The following is a 19,326-nucleotide window of genomic DNA, read 5'->3' as shown; positions in this document are numbered from 1 at the left end:
ATATTCGGATTTTTAATCTCGAATATTCGGTCCTTTTTTATTAGGCTGAAACTTCTTTATCCGTTACAGCCCCTTTTAGTTTGGCTTGAAATGGATAAGAGAATTCAGTAGAATGGTGCTAGTGAATTTTAAATGCGGAGGATATTATGAAAGATCAACTATTAAAAGCTCTTGTTTTAAATGAGCATGTTCGTTTATATATTGTGCGTACGACTGACTTAGTGCAGGAGGCGCAAGATCGTTTTGACTTACATCCATGTGCTTGTGCAGCTTTAGGAAGAACATTGTCAGTTGCGAGTATGATGGGGGCTATGTTGAAATCTGAAGAGGAAATGTTGTCAATCACAATTAATGGACATGGCCCAATTGGTTCGATTGTGGTGGATGCATATGCGAATGGAAATGTTCGTGGCTTTGTTTCAAATCCACATGTAGAAGATGTTTTGATTCGTCCAGGTAAATTAAATGTTGGGGCTGTCGTAGGTACAGATGGAACTTTAACAGTTACTAAAGATTTGAGCATGGAAGAAAACTTTTCTGGTTCAGTAGAACTTCAAAGTGGTGAAATTGGTGATGATTTTGCCTACTACTTTACTTTATCTGAACAAACACCAACAGCGGTATCTTGTGGAGTCTTAATTGGTACAGATGGTCGTGTTGCCAGTGCAGGAGCTATGATTCTACAAATGCTTCCTGATGCAACGGAAACTGATATTTCAATTTGTGAGCATGTACTTGAAGGATTAAAACCAATGAGTACATTGATTCAGGAATATGATGATTCAAGTTTAGAGGCTTTGGCAAATGATATGTTTGAAGATGCTAAGATTTTAACGACACAACCAGTGGCTTATGATTGCCCTTGTTCAAAAGTTCGTATGGCTAGAGCTTTGGGAACAATTAAAAAATCAGATGTGTTAGAGATGGCTGATCAAGAACATGGTTGTGATATCACATGTAATTTCTGTAATGAATCTTATCATTTTACAGAAGAAGAATTAAGAGCGATTGCGAGTAAGATGCATGATTAAGATTGGAAATGTTGAAATTGAAAACCCTGTAGTTATTGCGCCATTGGCAGGTATTAGTAATATCGCATTTCGAAGAATTGCGAAACGTTTTGGTGCAGGTTTAGTATGTAACGAAATGGTCAGTGACAAAGCTTTGTACTATGATTCTTTAAAAACAAAGCAGATGTGTGCTATTGATGAAAATGAACATCCAGTATCTTTTCAATTATTTGGTCATGACATTGATACAGTTGTATATGCTGCTAAATATTTAGATACACAAACCAATTGTGACATTATTGACTTCAATATGGGATGTCCTGTAAATAAGGTGATTAAAGCACAGGCTGGAAGTTTCTTGATGAAAGATATTGATTATGCCAAAGAGCTTGTATCTAATATTGTTCAAAATGTAAGTAAGCCAGTAACAGTTAAGATGCGTTTAGGCTTTGATACATATCATATCAATTGTGTTGAAATGGCAAAGGCTATGGAGAGTGTGGGCGTTAGTGCTGTAGCTGTACATGGACGTACACGTAATCAGATGTATGAAGGAAAAGCAGACTGGTCTTATATTAAACAAGTGAAGGATGCTGTGTCGATTCCTGTTATTGGAAATGGGGATGTCCGCAGTGTAGAAGATTTTCATCGTATGATGAATGAAACAGGCTGTGATGCGGTTATGTTAGGTCGTGGAATTGTTGGAAATCCATTTTTGATTCAAGAATGCGTGGATTCGATTACAGGTCAGAATCATGAATTTTCAATGGAAGATCGCGTTGAGATTTGTATGGATCACGCCAAGGGTTTAGCGGACACGAAGGGTGAAAAGGTAGCTATTCGTGAAATGCGTGGCTTGGCTAGCTGGTATTTAAAGGGACTTCCAAGTTCAAGAATCTTTAAGAATGAGATGTCACAAATGAATACGTTGGAAGATTTAGAGAATATATTACGTCAATTCATGGAGGTGCAACGATAGTTGCATCTTTTTTGCATATTGGTAAGCGTTTTCAAAATCTAAAAAATCTGCTTTAAGTTTCTTGCGTTCCGGTATAAAATATATGTACGGAGGTTATATCGTTATGGATCAAAGAAAGACAAAAGCCTTTTTTGAAGGGCGTGATATACATGCATATAATATTTTTGGTGCACATTTAGAAGGGGATGGCGTTCGCTTTCGCGTATATGCTCCAAACGCAAAGAATATTTCAGTTATTGGTACATTTAATGACTGGGATGATCAAGCCAACAAAATGAAAAAAGATAAACGCGGTATTTGGGAATGTTTTGTGCAAGGTGCAAAGAATCAGGGTTCTTATAAATATCGTGTATGGCAGGCAAATGGTGAATTGGTAGATAAAATGGATCCATATGCTTTTTATAGTGAATTAAGACCGAATACGGCAAGTATCATATCGGATTTAAGTTATGATGGATGGACTGACAAGGAATGGTTGAATCAAAGAAATAAAGGATTTGATTCGCCTGTGAATATTTATGAAATGCATGTTGGTTCATGGAAAAAAGATGATGAGAACGAAGAATTTGTACAATATCATGAAATTGAAAAAGATTTAATTGAACATTGTAAGAAACATCACTTTACACATGTAGAAGTTATGCCACTATGTGAATATCCATTTGATGGTTCTTGGGGATATCAATGTACTGGTTATTTTTCAAGTACATCTCGTTATGGAACAAATCATGAATTGATGCACTTTGTGAATGCTCTTCATGAAGCTGGCATTGGTGTTATCATGGATTTTGTGCCTGTGCACTTTGTGAAGGATAATTATGCGTTAGGAATGTTTGATGGCACTCCTTTATATGAATATTCGAAGCCAGAAGATGCCAACAGTGAATGGGGAACAGCTAACTTTGACTTATGGAAAGAAGAAGTACGTTCATTCTTAATGTCTGCAGCCAATTTCTGGGTAGACGTATATCATGTGGATGGATTAAGAATGGATGCCATCAGCAATGCGATTTTCTGGCATGGAAATAAAAATAATGGAGTCAATGAAGGCGCATGTGATTTTATGAAGCGTATGAATTACTTGTTGAATGAAGAATATCAAGGAAAAATCATGTTGATTGCAGAAGACTCTAGTGATTTCCCGAATGTCACAAAACCTAGTTATGTAGGTGGCTTAGGATTTGACTATAAGTGGGATCTTGGATGGATGAACGATACATTGTCTTATTTAAAAAGAGATCCAATCTATCGTAAGTGGCATCACCATGATATTACTTTCTCAATGGCTTATTTCTATTCTGAAAGATTTATCTTGCCATTTAGTCATGATGAAGTTGTGCATGGTAAGGCAACCATTGTAGATAAGATGTGGGGAAGTTATGAAGATAAGTTTGCCCAGGCAAGAGCTTTATATGTATATATGTTTGCGCACCCTGGTAAAAAATTGAATTTCATGGGTAATGAAATTGGCCAGTTGCGTGAGTGGGATGAACAAAAGAGTTGTGACTGGTTCTTGTTAGATTATCCAATGCATGATGCGTTTAAACGTTTGTGTGAAGACTTAGGTAAAATTTATACAGAAAATGATGCATTCTTTGATCAAGATTATGATCCAAGTCGTTTTTGCTGGATCGATGCGGATAATGTAGGACAAAATACATTCTCATTCATTCGTCGTGGTTCAAAGAAAGATTATGTCATCATTATGAATTTCTCTACAAATCCATATGATCACCAACAGTTTGGTGTTCCTTGTAAAGGAAAATATAAGGAAATTTTAAATACAGAGTGGGATAAATATAATGGAAATTTAAAAGACCATACGCCTCAAGAAGTGCAGGCTATGCGTTTATCAAGACATAATCAGCCATATATGATTGAAGTTAACGTACCTAGTTTTGGTGCTATGATTTATGAAGTTGAAAAGTGAGATTAATTTCTCACTTTTTTTGTGAATTTCTCCTTTTTTTTACGTATAAGAGAGTGTAGAAAAAAGGAGAACATAAAAATGGAAAAATTAGATGTAGAATTTGAATTATTTCGCAAAAGAGTGTATAACTTGCAGATTCGAGATTTTTATTTACTTTTATTGAATCGGGGATGTGATTTAAAAACTTTAAAAGCACTCTTTGAGGATGTGGATGAAAAGTTAGCTTTAAAAGTGAATGGAATGCGATATTATGCTAAGTCGCAAGTGGTTCAGCAAATGTTAGAAGAAACTATTTTGCAGGAACAAAGACGAGCTCGAATGGATTGTTTTAAAAAGTTGTATGAAAAGGGAATGGATGTTTTTGAAGTGCTAGAATTGCTTGGAATTTCAAGTAAAGACATGGAAATGATCAATGATGCAGCTTATGTTTGGCAAGATATGCATTTGTGAAATAATTGATTTTTGAAAGGGGTGTATTGTGATGAAAAGTTTGTTATAATGTATGCGCAAAAAGGAGATAACTTAAATATTATGGAAAACAAGGAACTTGCATTGCACGCAAAAAATATTCGTAGAAATATTGTGAAAGAAGTGTATAGTGCCCAAAGTGGACACCCGGGCGGAAGTTTAGGTGCAACTGACATTTTGACAGAGTTATACTTTGAAGAAATGGATATTAATGAGGAAAACTTAAATACATTAAATCGTGATCGTTTTGTATTGAGTAAGGGACATGCAAGTCCAGCTTTATATGCAGTACTTGCTGAAAAAGGATTCCTTCCAGAAGAAGAATTGACAACTTTTAGAGCTATCAATTCACGTTTACAAGGACACCCTAATATGAATTATGTAGAAGGCGTAGATATGTCTACAGGTTCTTTAGGACAAGGTATTTCTTGTGCTGTAGGTATGGCGTTGGCAAATAAATTAGATAAAAACGATCATCGTATCTATACTGTACTTGGAGATGGTGAATGCCAAGAAGGACAAGTATGGGAAGCTACAATGTCAGCAGCTCACTATAAGTTAGATAACTTATGTATTATTGTTGACAACAACAACCTTCAAATTGATGGTCATGTAGATGAAGTTATGAGTGTTTATCCTTTGGATAAAAAATTCGAGGCTTTCAACTGTCACGTAATCAATGTAGATGGTCATGATTTTGATCAATTGCGTGCTGCACTAAAAGAAGCTCGTGAAACAAAAGGAATGCCAACTGTAATTGTTGCGAAGACAATTAAGGGTAAAGGTGTTTCATTTATGGAAGATCAACAAGGATGGCATGGAGTAGCACCAAATGAAGAACAATACCATGCTGCAATGAAAGAATTGGAGGCAGAATAATGGCAAAAGTAGCTACACGTGTCGCTTATGGTGATGCTTTAAAAGAATTAATGGTTGAAAACGAAAATGTCGTTGTATTAGATGCAGACTTAGCTGGTAGTACAAAGAGTGGAGAAGCTAAAAAAGTAGATCCTTCTCGTCACTTTGACATGGGAATTGCCGAAGGAAATATGATGAGTGTTGCGGCTGGTCTTGCAGCTAGTGGAAAAATCGCATATGCATCTACTTTCGCTATGTTTGCGACTGGACGTGGATTTGAACAAATTCGTAACAGTATTGGATATCCACATTTAAATGTTAAAGTCTGTGCTTCTCATGCAGGTATTAGTGTAGGAGAAGATGGTGCAAGTCACCAATGTATTGAAGACGTTAGCTTAATGCGTGGTATTCCAGGCATGAAAGTTATTGTTCCATGTGACTATAATGAAGCCAAACAAGCATGTAAAGCTGTGGCTGAAATTGACGGTCCTTGCTACGTTCGTTTAGGTCGTAGTGGCGTTGAAAGTGTAAATGGCGATGACTATAAATTTGAACTTGGAAAAGGTGTTGTCCTTCAAAAAGGTGAAAAAGTTGCTTTAGTAGCGACTGGACTAATGGTTCAAGAAGCATTAGAGGCTGCAAAGAAAATGGAAACAGCTCCAACTGTAGTAAATATTCATACAATTAAACCAATTGATAAAGAATTGATTGTTGAACTTGCAAAAACGCATGATACAATCGTAACTTGCGAGGAACACTCAATTATCGGTGGTTTAGGAAGTGCTGTGGCAGAAGTATTGGCTGAAGCTGGAACAGCATGTAAACTTGTTCGTGTCGGTGTTCAAGATGTATTTGGAGAAAGTGGAAAACCAGCTGCTTTATTCGCAAAATACAAGATTGATGCAGATGCAATTGTAGAAGCTGCTACAAAGTAGTATGGCACACTATTTCACAAATGATGTTGTAAAAGATGCACCTGAAGAAATTACGATACACTTTCGTGATTTTACATATAAGTTAAATTCGAATGCTGGAGTTTTCAGTAAAGATAAATTGGATGAAGGTACGCGTATTCTTTTAGAAACAGTACTCGACAATGAAGTTGAACCTGAAAGCACATTAGATCTAGGTTGTGGGATTGGCCCGATCGCATTGATTTTAATGGAATATTGGAAACATACCGCAATGACAATGATTGATGTGAATCAAAGAGCTTGTCAGCTCGCTGAATCAAATATGAAAAAATATCGTCGTGAGGCGAAGATATTATGTCAATCCGGTGTAAATGAAGGTCAATTTGCTTGTATTCTTTTGAATCCACCGATTCGTACAGGAAAGGCAATGGTTTATTCGTTGTTTGATCAATGTTTAGAACATTTAAAGGAAGATGGTCATTTCTGGATCGTCATGCGCAAGCAGCATGGTGCACAAAGTGCAATCAATTATTTACAAAAAAAAGGCTATGAAGTAGAAAAAATGGCTCGTGATAAGGGCTATTGGGTAATGAAGATTTCAAGATAATGATTCTTCATTACCTTTTTTCTTATGGACTTTTTGACAAATGTCATTTATCATCATAAATACAGTAGAGGTGTTAATAAATGAAAGAACATCATGTGTTTAGCTTTTTGCAAAGGATGGGTAAATCCTTTATGTTACCTATTGCCGTACTTCCTGTTGCAGGCATTTTTTTAGGTGTAGGAAGTTCTTTGACCAATGAAACAACGGTAACTGCGTTGCACTTGGGAACTGTACTAGGGCAAGGAACCTTTTTATATAGCGTTTTAATTTTATTGAAAAAAGTTGGCAATATTTTATTTGATAATCTACCATTAATTTTTGCGGTTTCTATTGCCTTAGGAATGTCGAAAAGAAGAAAAGAAGTAGCTGCACTTGCGGCTATTATTGCCTTTTTTGTGATGCATGCCACAATTAATGCGTTACTTTGTTTGGATGGAAGTATAGTAAATGGTGTGGTTTCAGGCCAGGTTTTAGATGGCTCTATTACTTGGGTATGTGGTATGTTGTCTTTAGAAATGGGTGTGTTTGGCGGAATTATAGTTGGACTTGGTGTGAGTTATTTACATAATCGTTTTTATCAGATCCAATTACCAAGTGTGATTTCTTTTTATGAAGGAGAACGCTTTGTTCCGATTGTTTGTGCTGTTACATATGTATTTGTAGGTGTGCTTATGTATTTTGTTTGGCCACCATTACAACAGGGTGTTTATAATTTAGGGCAATTGATATCGAATTCAGGATATTTTGGAACTTTTATTTATGGAGTTATTAAGCGTAGTTTAGTTCCTTTTGGCTTGCATCACGTTTGGTACATGCCATTCTATCAAAGTGCTCTAGGTGGTGTACAAATGGTGAACGGTTCAATGGTATCTGGAGCGCAGAATATTTTCTTTGCGCAATTATCGGATCCAAGTGTGACTCATTTTAGTGTAAACGCAACTAAGTTTTTCTCTGGGGAATTTATTTTCATGATTTTTGGAATGCCCGGAGCAGCCTTAGCCATGTATCAGTGCGCAAATCCAGAAGCTAAGAAAAAGACGGCGAGTTTATTACTTTCGGCGGCTTTAACGAGTGCATTAACAGGAATTACAGAGCCGATTGAATTTTCTTTCTTGTTTGTGGCACCATTATTATATGTTGTTCATGTGTTTTTAGCTGCTACATGTTTTGTGGTTGCACAAGCTTTACAGGTTGCGATTGGATTTACTTTTTCAGCGGGATTGCTTGATTTTACTCTGTTTGGGATTTTGCAGGGAAATGCGAAGACAAATTGGATTGTTGTGGTTTTACTTGGTTTTGTATATTTCTTTATTTATTATGGTGTATTTAAATTCTTGATTGTGAAATGTGATTTAAAAACGCCTGGACGAGATGAAAGTATTAAAGTCTTTGATAAGAAAAAATATGATTTTAGTTTTGATAAATCATTGATTGATCCAAGAAGTCAGATGATAGTTCAAGGCTTAGGTGGTCGAAGTAACTTTACCGATTTGGATTGTTGTATCACAAGATTAAGAGCGACAATCAAAGATGATACTTTAATAAATGAAGGAGTGTTAAAAAAATCAGGGGCTGCAGCTATTATGTGTCAGCCAAATGCGATTCAAATTATTTATGGTCCTCAGGCTTCGAATATAAAGACAAAACTGGATGAGTATATGTTGAATGTGCCGGAAAGTTATGATTTTGAGGATAAAGAAGTTGTTTTAGAAACTAAAACAAAGTTGGAACTTGAATGCCCTGTAAATGGTGAGGTAATGCCTATAGAGCAGGCATCGGATTCTATGTTTGCGCATAAATTGATGGGGGATGGCATTATGATTCGTCCGTATGATGGTGTGGTTGTTTCGCCTTGTGATGGTGTTATTTCAATGATTTATCCTACAAAACATGCGATAGGTATAACAATCGATGATAATACACAGATTTTAATTCATTTTGGTACGGATTCGGCGAAATTAAATGGCAATGGTTTTGAATTGTTGGTAAAACCAAACCAGAAAGTAAATGCTGGAGATGTTTTGTGGAATGCAGATTTAAAGTATATCAAAGACAATGCGTTGGATGAGAATATTATAGTTGTATTCACAAAAATAAAAGATGGTGCTGAATTAGAAAAGAAATATGGAAAAATGCAATGTCATGATATGATGTTAAGAGTAAAGGGCTGAGGATATGTGTGAAATTGTGAAGATTTTGAATCATAATACAATCTTGGTTTTAAAAGAAAATGAAGAAATAATTGTGATGTCTAAAGGAATTGGATTTGGTAAAAAACAAGGGGAACAAGTGGATGTTCCTCGTAGTGCAAAGCAGTATAAGATGCAAAAGGCGTATCAGGCAAAACAGAAGTCAAACAATATTTTTGATTACATTGACCCAATGTATATTGAGATTGCGTCTGAAATCATTAGTTTAACGAAAGAAAAATTTGGTAAAGTAGAACATGATATTTTATTATCTTTGGCAGATCATATTTATTTTGCGGTAAAAAGAATTAAAGAGAAGGATTTTCCATCGAATCCATTTAATATGGATATTCAGCTTATGTTTCCTGATGAGTATTCAGTGGCATTAAAGGCAAAGGATGTTATTGAAAAATATACACATGAAGAAATTAATGCAGATGAAATTGCGTTTATCACTTTGCATATTCACTCGGCTATATCGGTGAATAAAGTAGGGCAGTCAATGGAAGTAATGCGTGTGATTCGTGAGTTTTTCAAGAAATTACAGGCAGATTTAAATATTCGTATTGATGCGAATTCATTGTCCTATATTCGTTTGATGAATCATATTAAATTTTTATTATTGAGATTGAATAATGATGAGAAATTACAGATGGATATTACAGAGTTTACAAAAGAAAAGTTTCCGTTCGCTTATGAACAGGCTCGTGTTTTATGTGAACAATTGAGTCATGTTTTACATAAAGAATTGCCGGATTCGGAGTTGGGTTATTTGGCTTTGCACTTGGAGAGAATCTTATCGAGTACGATAGCTTCTTGATTTTCTTGTTGACAACGCTTTCAGATGGTGGTACATTTGTTGATGTAAAAAGTGAATATTCAATAGCGTGTAACTGGTTAGGCAGGCATTTACTATTTTGATTGAAGATATAATCTTTATTGGTTTATTGTATATCTTCAGTTTAAATGTATATGTCTGTCTTTTTTTGCGTATTGAATTTCTAAGAAAGGATGAAAATATATGGTAGGAATTATTCTTGCAAGTCATGGTGAATTTGCGAATGGTATCTTCCAATCAGGAGCTATGATTTTTGGTGAACAAGCCAATGTAAAGCCTTGTACTTTGATGCCTAGTGAAGGACCTGAAGACATTCGAAAGAAGATGGAAGATGCAATCGCTTCTTTTGAAAACCAAGAAGAAGTATTGTTCTTAGTTGACCTATGGGGAGGAACTCCATTCAATCAGGCAAGTGCCTTGTTAGATGGTCACGAAGACAAATGGGCAATTGTCACAGGATTGAATTTGCCTATGTTGATTGAAACGTATGCTTCTAGATTCTCAATGGAGAAAGCACACGAAATTGCAGCACATGTAATGCAGACTGCACAAGAGGGTGTACAGATCAATCCAAAAGAATTAGAACCAAAAGAAGAAAAGAAAGAAGAAGTAAGTGCAGCCCCTCAAGGTGCTATTCCAGAAGGAACAGTTCTTGGAGATGGACATATCAAATATGGCTTAGCACGTATTGATACACGTTTACTTCATGGTCAGGTAGCAACAGCTTGGACAAAGACTGTTGGACCAAACCGTATCATTGTTGTAAGTGATAATGTAGCTCATGACAAATTAAGAAAGAGCATGATCGAACAGGCAGCTCCTCCAGGAGTAAAAGCGAATGTTGTTCCAATTGACAAGATGATTCAAGTCGCGAAAGATCCTCGTTTTGGAGCTACAAAAGCAATGTTGTTGTTTGAAACACCACAAGATGCATTAAGAGCTATCAAGGGTGGAGTTGATATCAAAGAATTGAACTTAGGTTCAATGGCACACTCTCAAGGAAAGGTTGTATGTACAAAGGCCGTATCTATGGGAAGTGATGATGTAAAAACATTTGATGAATTATTAGCTATGGGAATTAAAATCGATGTTCGTAAGGTGCCAACAGATTCACCTGAAAACTTCGATGAAATTCTAAAAAAAGCAAAATCAGAATTAAAGTAAATTTAGAGGGAGATTATTATGTCAGCGATTAGCGTTATTTTAGTTATAATTGTTGCCTTCTTAGCCGGTATGGAAGGGGTTCTTGACCAATATGAATTCCACCAACCATTAGTAGCATGTACATTAATTGGTTTGGTTACTGGTCACTTAAAAGAAGGTGTTATGTTAGGTGGTTCTTTGCAGTTGATGGCTTTAGGTTGGGCAAACATTGGTGCAGCGGTTGCACCAGATGCTGCACTAGCTTCAGTTGCTTCTGCAATTATCATGGTTTTAGGTTTAAATGGTGGAACAACAGATACTACAACTGCTATTTCTACAGCAATTGCCGTAGCTATCCCATTATCAGTTGCTGGTTTATTCTTAACTATGCTTTGCCGTACAATCGCAATTCCAGTAGTTCACTTCATGGATGCTGCTGCTGAAAAAGGTGATTTTGGTGCAATCGAACGTTGGCAAATTGTTGGTATTTGCTTACAAGGTATTCGTATTGCGATTCCTGCTGCTGCATTATGTTTCGTACCTAGTTCAGTTGTAACAAGCGTATTAAATGCAATGCCTGCTTGGTTATCTGGTGGTATGACAGTTGGTGGAGGAATGGTTGCTGCCGTTGGTTATGCAATGGTTATCAACATGATGGCTACAAAAGAAACTTGGCCATTCTTCGCTTTAGGTTTCGTATTCGCTTGTGTAAATGAATTCACATTAATTGCTTTAGGTGTAATTGGTGTTGTTATCGCAATCGTTTATTTAGGTTTGAAAGATGCTGCTAAAAATAGTGGTGGAGGATCAAATACTGGTTCTGGTGATCCATTAGACGACATCTTGAATGACTACTAGGATTTTGAAGGAGGTAAATGAAAATGGCTGAAAAAATTACATTAACTAAACAAGATCGTAAAAAAGTTTGGTGGCGTCATCAATTCCTTCAGGGTTCTTGGAACTATGAACGTATGCAAAATGGTGGATGGTGCTATTCAATCATTCCTGCAATCAAGAAATTATATCCTAACAAGGAAGATCAAATTGCGGCTTTAAAACGTCACATGGAGTTCTATAACACTCACCCTTATGTATCAAGTCCAGTAATGGGTGTTACACTTGCTTTGGAAGAAGAAAAAGCAAATGGTGAAAATGTAGATGATACTGCAATCCAAGGTGTTAAAGTTGGTATGATGGGTCCTTTAGCTGGTGTTGGTGACCCAGTATTCTGGTTCACAATGCGTCCAATCTTAGGCGCTTTAGGTGCTTCTTTGGCATTAAGTGGAAATATCTTAGGACCAATCTTATTCTTCGTATTATGGAACGTAATCCGTTTAGCATTCATGTGGTATACACAAGAATTTGGTTACAATGTAGGTACTAAAATTGCTGAAGATATGTCTGGTGGACTTCTTGGTAAAATTACTCAAGGTGCAAGTATCTTAGGTATGTTTATCATTGGTGCATTAGTTCAACGTTGGGTAAGTATTTCATTTACTCCAGTTGTATCAAGTGTTGCTCAATCTGAAGGTGCATACATTGATTGGTCACAAATTCAAGGAAATGCAGACGGAATTAAGAGTGCATTAGAACAATATTCTTCATTAGGAGCTACTGGTTTAAATCAAATCAAAGTTACAACTTTACAACAAAACTTAGATTCATTGATTCCAGGACTTGCAGCTTTATTATTAACTTTATTATGCTGTAAATTATTGAAGAAAAAAGTTTCTCCAATCACAATTATCATCGCATTATTCGTAGTTGGTATCATTGGTCGTGTAATTGGAATTATGTAATAGCTTAAGGAGGTACATATGGCACAATCATTAAATTCAAAAGTTGATTTAACAATCAAGGCAACATCTTTTGCGGGATTGAGTTCCAATGGAAATGTTATGGTTGGAAATAAAGCATTTGAATTCTACAATGAAAGAAATGTTGAAGATTGTATTCAAATTCCTTGGGATAAAATTGATCGTGTAGAAGCGAGTGTCTTATTTAATAAAAGTATTTCTAGATTTGTGATTTTCATAAATGAGAAAACATACTTTACTTTCTCTACAAAAGACAATAAAAAAACACTTCGTGCTATAAGAGAATATGTACCTGCAGATCGAATGCTAAGATCATTAAGCTTTTGGGATGTATTTAAACGAGGTTTAATGTATATTCCAAATAAATTACTACATTCAAATAACTAAGAATATCAGCCCAATCCGCATTATGTGGATTGGGTTTTCTATTTTGCTTATTCTGTAAAAGTACAAGATGTATAACAGCTATCAAAGAATTGGACTTAGGTTTAATTGTACAGGTTGCATATATAAAGACTATATCTAATGAATTAAGATCGATGTTCGTAAGGTTCCAACAGATTCACCTGAAAACTTCAATGAAATTCTTAAAAAGGCAAAATCAGAATTAAAGATGGCTTAGGTTATCTGTTAAAAATATTGAAAAGTCATAAAAATGAGCTATAAAATATATTGAAAAGTCATTAAAATGTGTATAGAATTATATTGAAAAGTCATTTCGGAGGTGAAATATGCTTTATCGAAAGATTGAATATACTATTGAACAACACTTAAAGAGTGGTTCAAATAAAATATTATTAGTGGATGGAGCACGTCAAATTGGTAAAACATATATCATAAGGTATGTGGGAAATAAATTGTTTGAAAACTATATCGAAATCAATATGATTGAAGACTCTTTAGGAAATCGTTTGTTTGAAAAGGTAAAGACAATAGAAGATTTTTATCTGCAGGTTAGTATGCTTGCAGGGGCTAAAATGCAAGAAAAAGAAAACACATTGATATTTATCGACGAAATACAGGCATATCCTCATTTGTTGACACTACTGAAATTCTTATCCCAGGATAATCGATTTACATATATTGCGAGTGGATCTTTGTTGGGGGTAACTTTATCGCAAACTACGTCGATTCCTATGGGGAGTATTCAAAAGATTCAAATGTATCCTTTGGATTTTGAAGAATTCTTGTATGCGAATGGGATGAATGAATTTGTTGTTTCTACATTAAGAAATAAATTTAATCATTTAGAAGAATTAGATGAGCCCTTACATAATAAGATGATGGATTTGTTTAAAAAGTATTTGTTGGTGGGTGGCTTGCCAGATGCCGTAAATACGTATTTGTCAGAAAAGAATATTGTATCTGTACGAAATATTCAAGCTGAAATTCATGAATATTATGCATCAGATGCCTCTAAATATAGTTTAGAAAATAAACTAAAAATCAGTCGGATATATGACTTGATTCCATCAAATATGGAGAATAAGAAAAAGCGAGTTGTTGTTAAGAATATAGAGGGGAAAAGAGGTAAAACTTTTAATGACTATCAAGAAGAATTTGAATATTTAGTAAGTGCAGGAATCGCTTTGAATGTACAAGCTATCTCAAATCCAAAATTTCCTTTGATTGAATCTGCAAGTAAAAATTTAATAAAACTATATTTGAATGATGTTGGGATTTTAACGGGTATATTATATGGAAATAATATTAATGCGATTTTAGATGATCAAAAAAGTATTAATTTAGGATCTGTGTATGAAACAATCGTTGCCAGTGAATTAAAGGCACATGGAAAGAAATTGTATTATTATGACAATCGTAATAAAGGAGAAGTGGATTTCTTAATTGATGATTATGATTCACTTTCTGTTGTTCCAATTGAGGTGAAATCAGGAAAAGATTATACGGTACATAGTGCATTAAATAATTTTGTGAACAATGAGGATTATCATATTCAAAAAGGGTATGTTGTATCGAATGAGAGAGCAATAAGTCAGAAGGGTAAAATCATATATTTGCCAATCTATTTTGTAATGTACTTTTAATGAAAAAAGGTGTGGAACTTTAGAATTCCACATCCTTGTTGTTTAATATATGATCGAATATATAGTGACCGACACCACCTTCAAGACAATCATAATCGGTAATGTCATCGGCCAATGCTTTTGTGTTTGGATTGCCATCCTTTAGACAGACGCCCCAACCACTTGTGAGTAGTAAAGAATTATCGTTTTCATTATCACCAAACGCAATTGTATTTTCTAGGTTGATCTGGTTCCATTCGCAATACATTTCTAAACCTCTTCCTTTAGAGAAACCACTGTACATCAGTTCAATCGTTCCTGGAAATGTTTCAATCGTTTGATACTTACCTTTATAGTGTTCTTCTACTTGATCACGAATAATCTGTGTTGTTTCTGGGTCTGTTCTAAATAAGAACTTATAAACAGGTTTTTCGCAGAAACCATCAATATCACCTGTTTTATCAATAAGTGGAATATTTCTTCGCTTTGACATATCCAATAAATCATCACTGATATTCATAACATTGCGTAGTTGATTTCCTTCTACATTTATTGATACCTTCTTCTCTTCAATAATTGGCATCAAGAAAGTTAAGACTTCTTTCATTTCTTCAATACTCATCATGTCCATTGTAAATGTCTTATCAAGGTTACGATCATAAATCATACCTCCGTTCATTCCAATGATGAAATCAAACTCAAAGCCTAATTTCCAAAACATTCCTTTTGTTTTTTCGGTTTCCGTGATTTCGCGTCCTGTCGCAAGACCGATTTTTACGTTTCTATTATGAAGTTCTTTTAAAGCTTGTATTGTGATTTCAGGTAAAGGACTGCTTTTAGCACTTAAAGTCATATCGACATCGGCAGCTAAGACCTTAATTTTTTCGATCATAAAATGTACCTCCAATACATTAAATGTATACGATTTCATTGTTGGTTTCAACTCGTAAGTTAAATCACACTACCTATTTCATTTTGTGTTTTATCTTTAGGTAAGCTATACTTTAGAAATATGAAGGTGGTAAATAATGAATTTTTTAGTGTGTAGATTTATAAAGAATTATCAAGATACAAAAGATGCCGATGTAAGAACGAGTGTTGGTAAATTATCGGGGATTGTGGGTATATTTAGCAACTTATTTTTATTTGTGATCAAATTTGTGATTGGTACCATTGTACATTCGGTATCCATTCAAGCAGATGGAGTAAATAACTTAACGGATGCAGGATCGAATATTATTTCAATTTTATCTTTTCATTTCGCAAATAAGCCAGCGGATAAAGATCATCCATTTGGACATGAAAGAACGGAAACGATTGCTTCTTTGTTTGTAGGCATATTGATTTTAGTTCTTGGTTTTGAAACGGCAAAAGAAAGTATTTCTAAAGTGATTCATCCGGGAAGTATTGATTTTAGAATAGCATCTGTCATTATTCTTTTGATTTCTATCATAGTTAAATTTTGGATGTATACATACAATAAGAAACTTTCTAAAACATATGATTCTAGTTTGTTAGAAGCAACGGCATTGGATTCAATTAGTGATGTGTGTGGAACGGCAGCTGTACTTGTATCTACATTGTTGTCTCCAGTTTTACATTTCAATTTAGATGGATATATGGGTATCGTTGTTTCAGGAATTATTATTTATGGAGCTTATGGATTATTAAGAGATATGATCAATTCTTTAATTGGAGAAGCACCGGATCCTGAACTTGTACACAATATTGTAGACAGGATCATGGCACATCCTGCTATTTTAGGTGTGCATGATATGATGCTACATAATTATGGACCAAATAAAATTTTCGCGAGTGCTCACGTAGAAGTGGATTCTTCAAAAGATATTTTTGAAACGCATGATCATATTGACAATATTGAGCGTGAAGTCAAAGAAAATATGAATATTGATTTAGTTTTACATATGGATCCAGTAAAGGTAAATGATCCGGAAACTGAGTTGTATCGTGCAAAAGTAGTCAAAGCTATTCATCAAATTGATCCAAAATGGGGTTTTCATGATTTTAGAATTGTTTCCGGGCCAACACATGTGAATTTAGTGTTTGATTTAGTGATTCCATTTGAAGAAAAATATACGCAGGAAGAAATTGAAGAGATGCTTCTAAAGCATATTGAATCGGATAAAAAGATTTATTTGGTTCTCACAATTGATCATCCATACGCATAAGGCAGAAGTGTTTAAACTTCTGCCTCTATAATTTCTGGAATGATTTGAATTTGTGTTTTCTCTTCTTTAGTTAATTTATTTGAAATAAATATATCCACTTCTTTGAATTTACAGTACGTGTATTCAGGTTGTGCATTAAATTTATTTTTATCAGCTACTACAATGATTTGTTCACTTTGTTGAAGAATATGGCGCTTTAATTCATATTCATTTTCATAAGTAGTAAATCCATCGTTGTCTTTAAATCCTTTGGTCCCTAAAATCGCAACATCAATATGAATATAATCAATCGTTTCGCTGGCAAAATTTCCATAAGAGCGATAGGCATTGTTGGAAATGTTTCCACCAATTAAAATGACATGCATATTAAGTTTTGCGCATTTATAAGCTACAAAGATGGAGTTTGTCACAATCGTAATATTATGAATGGATTGAAGAAAAGGGATGCCTGCCTGACATGTACTTCCGGCATCTAAATAGATAACCATTCCTTCTTTGATAAAGGTACATGCTTGTTTCATGATTTGTTTCTTTTCTTCAATATATTCTTGATTTCTTAATGAAATAGGCATTTCATCAGGCTCTTCTAAAAGCAGTACATATCCATGCTCTTTTTTGATGATTTTTGAATCTTCTAATTCAATAATGTCTTTACGAATAGTTTCGCTAGAAGTGTTAAAATAAGTAGCTAAATCCGATATTTTGATTTTATGTTGATCTTGTATAAGTTGACGAATTTTGAATTGTCTTTCATCTTTCTTTTTGGACATAAACTATACCTGTGTTACTTTCTTGATCGTTTTTACAACATCATATTGATCGGGTGTTAAATGGTTTGTGATGAGTTCATCAAATTCATTGAACTTACAGAAGGAATAAGGTGCAATGTTAATTTTATTATTGACCTTGCTGGCATCACAGACCATGACTTTTTGTGCAGATTGATTCATGACATGTCTTTTAAAACCTAATTCATCGGCAGAAATAGTTGTGAATCCATGACTTTTTTCAGTGAATGCATCCGTTCCCATGATGGCTAAATCAATGTTCAAATGGTCAATGATTTCTGTCGCAAAATGTCCATATGTTCTTTTTCCAATATTAAATAATAAACCGCCAGCCATAATAATGTTTAAATTCATGTTGGCACATTCATAAGCTACAAGAATAGAATTGGTGACAATGGTGATATCATTCTTATTCTTTAGAGCGCTTATGGCAGTTAGAATTGTGCTTCCTGAATCCAAATACACAGTCATACCATTTTCAATTCGTGTAAATGCTTCTAAGGCAACAACTTTCTTCATTTCTCTGTTTTCTTGTGCTTTTAATTCGACAAAAGTTTCAACAGAAGAACTTTGAATCTTGGCGTAGCCATGTTCTCGAACTAATATCTTTCTTTCTTGTAGTTCATCTAAATCTTTACGTAGTGTTTCTGGAGTAACAGAAAGCAATTTAGCTAGTTCTTTGACTTTTAATTTCTCTTTTTCTTCTAGGATTTGACGTATTTGAAGTTGTCTTTCTTCTTTTTTCTTTGACATGTTTTCACCTTTTTCTTTTGAATCCAATTTAATTATAGATGAAATATTTTGAAAACGAATAAATAAATTGGAATACAAATTATTTAAGGGTATTTGATGAATTGAATCTTGTTTTTGTTCATAATGAGGTTGTCTAAAGAAAGCGTGTGATAGATATGGTAGTTCGATTAAATCCAGTAGATTTTGCGAAGGCAATGATGAAAAAGATGAAACAATTGATTCCCACACCAATTGTTTTGGATAATGGCATTGCCGGTATTGTGTATGGGTATTATGAAGGTGATGATTTTTATTATTTGGATCGTTTAGATGTTGATGTTTCTAAAAAAGAAGAATTAAGAAATATGAATGTATTGGAATTAAGGCAAGAGATAGCGTTAAAGATTAAAATTTTTGTAGCCAACTTAAAATGATGTAAAATCTTTTGAATCATAAAATAAAACTTGGAAAACGAAATAATTAACTTAAATTATTGAGAAGAATCAATCGTTCATACATAATGCAAGTGTCAAAGGAGGTATAAAAAATGTGTACAGTCGTCCATCTTGAACCAGAAGATTTTGCTAGAGAACTAGTTCATAATCAAAAAAATGTTTATGCCAGAACGTATGTCCTCGATTGTGGACTTGCCGTGGTAGTCTATATGTGTCAAGATTCACATTTTCTATACTACCTAGACAGACCGGATTGTTCGAAAGAAAAAAAGGACATGTTGAAATCTATGGATTTCTATGAACTGCATGCCGAAATCTATCGCAAGGTCAATTTAGATAATCGTCTTCGCGAAAGACAAAAGAACCCAAGCTAGTTGCTTGG

20 protein-coding genes are annotated in these 19,326 nt (G+C 34.6%); 17 read left to right on the top strand and 3 right to left on the bottom strand.

Annotated features, from left to right (window positions below):
- Nucleotides 1-146: 146 nt before the first annotated feature.
- The 14 genes from hslO (at nucleotide 147) to Q0E86_RS04950 (ending at nucleotide 14,801) form a co-directional block, all read left to right on the top strand.
- A complete protein-coding gene (hslO, locus tag Q0E86_RS05015; RefSeq protein ID WP_288536855.1) occupies nucleotides 147-1,031 on the top strand; it encodes an Hsp33 family molecular chaperone HslO in 885 nt (294 codons plus the stop codon).
- A complete protein-coding gene (gene dusB / locus Q0E86_RS05010; protein ID WP_295754978.1) occupies nucleotides 1,024-1,989 on the top strand; it encodes a tRNA dihydrouridine synthase DusB in 966 nt (321 codons plus the stop codon). The genes hslO and dusB overlap by 8 nt, the downstream gene beginning before the upstream one ends.
- 103 nt (nucleotides 1,990-2,092) lie before the next feature.
- Complete coding sequence (gene glgB, locus Q0E86_RS05005; protein WP_295754976.1) at nucleotides 2,093-3,919, top strand: 1,4-alpha-glucan branching protein GlgB; 1,827 nt, start codon at nucleotides 2,093-2,095, stop codon at nucleotides 3,917-3,919.
- 78 nt (nucleotides 3,920-3,997) lie between these two features.
- A complete protein-coding gene (locus Q0E86_RS05000) occupies nucleotides 3,998-4,369 on the top strand; it encodes a hypothetical protein (protein ID WP_295754973.1) in 372 nt (123 codons plus the stop codon).
- Nucleotides 4,370-4,417: 48 nt separating this feature from the next.
- Nucleotides 4,418-5,266, top strand: coding sequence for a transketolase (locus tag Q0E86_RS04995; protein WP_118319058.1), 849 nt, complete (start codon nucleotides 4,418-4,420; stop codon nucleotides 5,264-5,266).
- Complete coding sequence (locus tag Q0E86_RS04990) at nucleotides 5,266-6,180, top strand: transketolase family protein (protein ID WP_295754970.1); 915 nt, start codon at nucleotides 5,266-5,268, stop codon at nucleotides 6,178-6,180. Before Q0E86_RS04995 ends, Q0E86_RS04990 begins: the two co-directional genes overlap by 1 nt.
- 1 nt (nucleotide 6,181) lies before the next feature.
- On the top strand, nucleotides 6,182-6,766 hold the full coding sequence (locus tag Q0E86_RS04985) for a class I SAM-dependent methyltransferase (protein ID WP_295754968.1): 585 nt from the start codon (nucleotides 6,182-6,184) through the stop codon (nucleotides 6,764-6,766).
- 80 nt (nucleotides 6,767-6,846) lie between these two features.
- Nucleotides 6,847-8,937, top strand: coding sequence for a PTS transporter subunit IIABC (locus tag Q0E86_RS04980; RefSeq protein ID WP_295754967.1), 2,091 nt, complete (start codon nucleotides 6,847-6,849; stop codon nucleotides 8,935-8,937).
- A 4-nt stretch (nucleotides 8,938-8,941) separates the two neighbouring features.
- Nucleotides 8,942-9,775, top strand: a complete 834-nt coding sequence (locus Q0E86_RS04975) for a PRD domain-containing protein (protein ID WP_295754965.1) — start codon at nucleotides 8,942-8,944, stop codon at nucleotides 9,773-9,775.
- 201 nt (nucleotides 9,776-9,976) lie between these two features.
- Complete coding sequence (locus tag Q0E86_RS04970) at nucleotides 9,977-10,957, top strand: PTS sugar transporter subunit IIB (protein WP_295754963.1); 981 nt, start codon at nucleotides 9,977-9,979, stop codon at nucleotides 10,955-10,957.
- A gap of 18 nt (nucleotides 10,958-10,975) precedes the next feature.
- The gene (locus Q0E86_RS04965; RefSeq protein ID WP_295754960.1) at nucleotides 10,976-11,794 is read left to right on the top strand and encodes a PTS mannose/fructose/sorbose transporter subunit IIC; all 819 of its coding nucleotides are present in this window, start codon (nucleotides 10,976-10,978) and stop codon (nucleotides 11,792-11,794) included.
- Nucleotides 11,795-11,817: 23 nt separating this feature from the next.
- Complete coding sequence (locus Q0E86_RS04960) at nucleotides 11,818-12,735, top strand: PTS system mannose/fructose/sorbose family transporter subunit IID (protein WP_288536838.1); 918 nt, start codon at nucleotides 11,818-11,820, stop codon at nucleotides 12,733-12,735.
- A gap of 18 nt (nucleotides 12,736-12,753) precedes the next feature.
- Nucleotides 12,754-13,140, top strand: a complete 387-nt coding sequence (locus Q0E86_RS04955) for a DUF956 family protein (protein WP_288536836.1) — start codon at nucleotides 12,754-12,756, stop codon at nucleotides 13,138-13,140.
- Nucleotides 13,141-13,484: 344 nt separating this feature from the next.
- The gene (locus Q0E86_RS04950; protein WP_295754953.1) at nucleotides 13,485-14,801 is read left to right on the top strand and encodes an ATP-binding protein; all 1,317 of its coding nucleotides are present in this window, start codon (nucleotides 13,485-13,487) and stop codon (nucleotides 14,799-14,801) included.
- A gap of 19 nt (nucleotides 14,802-14,820) precedes the next feature.
- On the opposite strand, the gene Q0E86_RS04945 is transcribed toward Q0E86_RS04950, so the two are convergent.
- Nucleotides 14,821-15,672 (bottom strand): HAD-IIB family hydrolase, encoded by an 852-nt coding sequence (locus Q0E86_RS04945; protein WP_295754952.1) that lies wholly within the window; start codon nucleotides 15,670-15,672, stop codon nucleotides 14,821-14,823.
- Between the two features lie 136 nt (nucleotides 15,673-15,808).
- Here Q0E86_RS04945 and Q0E86_RS04940 point away from each other — a divergent pair, with 136 nt between their 5' ends.
- Nucleotides 15,809-16,969, top strand: a complete 1,161-nt coding sequence (locus tag Q0E86_RS04940; RefSeq protein WP_295754950.1) for a cation diffusion facilitator family transporter — start codon at nucleotides 15,809-15,811, stop codon at nucleotides 16,967-16,969.
- 11 nt (nucleotides 16,970-16,980) lie between these two features.
- Here the strand turns inward: Q0E86_RS04940 and Q0E86_RS04935 are convergent, their stop codons facing one another.
- Nucleotides 16,981-17,739 carry a DeoR/GlpR family DNA-binding transcription regulator gene (locus Q0E86_RS04935; RefSeq protein ID WP_295754948.1) on the bottom strand — a complete coding sequence of 253 codons (759 nt, stop codon included), beginning with the start codon at nucleotides 17,737-17,739 and terminating at the stop codon, nucleotides 16,981-16,983.
- 3 nt (nucleotides 17,740-17,742) lie between these two features.
- Entirely contained in the window at nucleotides 17,743-18,510 is a 768-nt protein-coding gene (locus tag Q0E86_RS04930; RefSeq protein ID WP_295754947.1) for a DeoR/GlpR family DNA-binding transcription regulator, read from the bottom strand.
- A 155-nt stretch (nucleotides 18,511-18,665) separates the two neighbouring features.
- Here Q0E86_RS04930 and Q0E86_RS04925 point away from each other — a divergent pair, with 155 nt between their 5' ends.
- Both Q0E86_RS04925 and Q0E86_RS04920 read left to right on the top strand, forming a co-directional pair.
- On the top strand, nucleotides 18,666-18,923 hold the full coding sequence (locus Q0E86_RS04925; protein ID WP_295754944.1) for a hypothetical protein: 258 nt from the start codon (nucleotides 18,666-18,668) through the stop codon (nucleotides 18,921-18,923).
- Between the two features lie 113 nt (nucleotides 18,924-19,036).
- Nucleotides 19,037-19,318 (top strand): hypothetical protein, encoded by a 282-nt coding sequence (locus tag Q0E86_RS04920; protein ID WP_295754942.1) that lies wholly within the window; start codon nucleotides 19,037-19,039, stop codon nucleotides 19,316-19,318.
- Nucleotides 19,319-19,326: the final 8 nt, after the last annotated feature.

This window comes from uncultured Holdemanella sp. (genome assembly GCF_934754935.1).
Classification (GTDB): Bacteria; Bacillota_I; Bacilli_A; order Erysipelotrichales; family Erysipelotrichaceae; genus Holdemanella.
The sequence above is the reverse complement of the archived record's forward strand: the minus strand, read 5'-3'. Positions and strand labels throughout refer to the sequence as shown.

What these genes read in the sequence shown, in the direction of transcription:
- hslO (WP_288536855.1), top strand. Translation starts at nt 147, where the DNA reads ATGAAAGATCAACTATTAAAAGCTCTTGTTTTAAATGAGCATGTTCGT.
- dusB (WP_295754978.1), top strand. Translation starts at nt 1,024, where the DNA reads ATGATTAAGATTGGAAATGTTGAAATTGAAAACCCTGTAGTTATTGCG.
- glgB (WP_295754976.1), top strand. Translation starts at nt 2,093, where the DNA reads ATGGATCAAAGAAAGACAAAAGCCTTTTTTGAAGGGCGTGATATACAT.
- Q0E86_RS05000 (WP_295754973.1), top strand. Translation starts at nt 3,998, where the DNA reads ATGGAAAAATTAGATGTAGAATTTGAATTATTTCGCAAAAGAGTGTAT.
- Q0E86_RS04995 (WP_118319058.1), top strand. Translation starts at nt 4,418, where the DNA reads ATGTATGCGCAAAAAGGAGATAACTTAAATATTATGGAAAACAAGGAA.
- Q0E86_RS04990 (WP_295754970.1), top strand. Translation starts at nt 5,266, where the DNA reads ATGGCAAAAGTAGCTACACGTGTCGCTTATGGTGATGCTTTAAAAGAA.
- Q0E86_RS04985 (WP_295754968.1), top strand. Translation starts at nt 6,182, where the DNA reads ATGGCACACTATTTCACAAATGATGTTGTAAAAGATGCACCTGAAGAA.
- Q0E86_RS04980 (WP_295754967.1), top strand. Translation starts at nt 6,847, where the DNA reads ATGAAAGAACATCATGTGTTTAGCTTTTTGCAAAGGATGGGTAAATCC.
- Q0E86_RS04975 (WP_295754965.1), top strand. Translation starts at nt 8,942, where the DNA reads ATGTGTGAAATTGTGAAGATTTTGAATCATAATACAATCTTGGTTTTA.
- Q0E86_RS04970 (WP_295754963.1), top strand. Translation starts at nt 9,977, where the DNA reads ATGGTAGGAATTATTCTTGCAAGTCATGGTGAATTTGCGAATGGTATC.
- Q0E86_RS04965 (WP_295754960.1), top strand. Translation starts at nt 10,976, where the DNA reads ATGTCAGCGATTAGCGTTATTTTAGTTATAATTGTTGCCTTCTTAGCC.
- Q0E86_RS04960 (WP_288536838.1), top strand. Translation starts at nt 11,818, where the DNA reads ATGGCTGAAAAAATTACATTAACTAAACAAGATCGTAAAAAAGTTTGG.
- Q0E86_RS04955 (WP_288536836.1), top strand. Translation starts at nt 12,754, where the DNA reads ATGGCACAATCATTAAATTCAAAAGTTGATTTAACAATCAAGGCAACA.
- Q0E86_RS04950 (WP_295754953.1), top strand. Translation starts at nt 13,485, where the DNA reads ATGCTTTATCGAAAGATTGAATATACTATTGAACAACACTTAAAGAGT.
- Q0E86_RS04945 (WP_295754952.1), bottom strand. Translation starts at nt 15,672, where the DNA reads ATGATCGAAAAAATTAAGGTCTTAGCTGCCGATGTCGATATGACTTTA.
- Q0E86_RS04940 (WP_295754950.1), top strand. Translation starts at nt 15,809, where the DNA reads ATGAATTTTTTAGTGTGTAGATTTATAAAGAATTATCAAGATACAAAA.
- Q0E86_RS04935 (WP_295754948.1), bottom strand. Translation starts at nt 17,739, where the DNA reads ATGTCCAAAAAGAAAGATGAAAGACAATTCAAAATTCGTCAACTTATA.
- Q0E86_RS04930 (WP_295754947.1), bottom strand. Translation starts at nt 18,510, where the DNA reads ATGTCAAAGAAAAAAGAAGAAAGACAACTTCAAATACGTCAAATCCTA.
- Q0E86_RS04925 (WP_295754944.1), top strand. Translation starts at nt 18,666, where the DNA reads ATGGTAGTTCGATTAAATCCAGTAGATTTTGCGAAGGCAATGATGAAA.
- Q0E86_RS04920 (WP_295754942.1), top strand. Translation starts at nt 19,037, where the DNA reads ATGTGTACAGTCGTCCATCTTGAACCAGAAGATTTTGCTAGAGAACTA.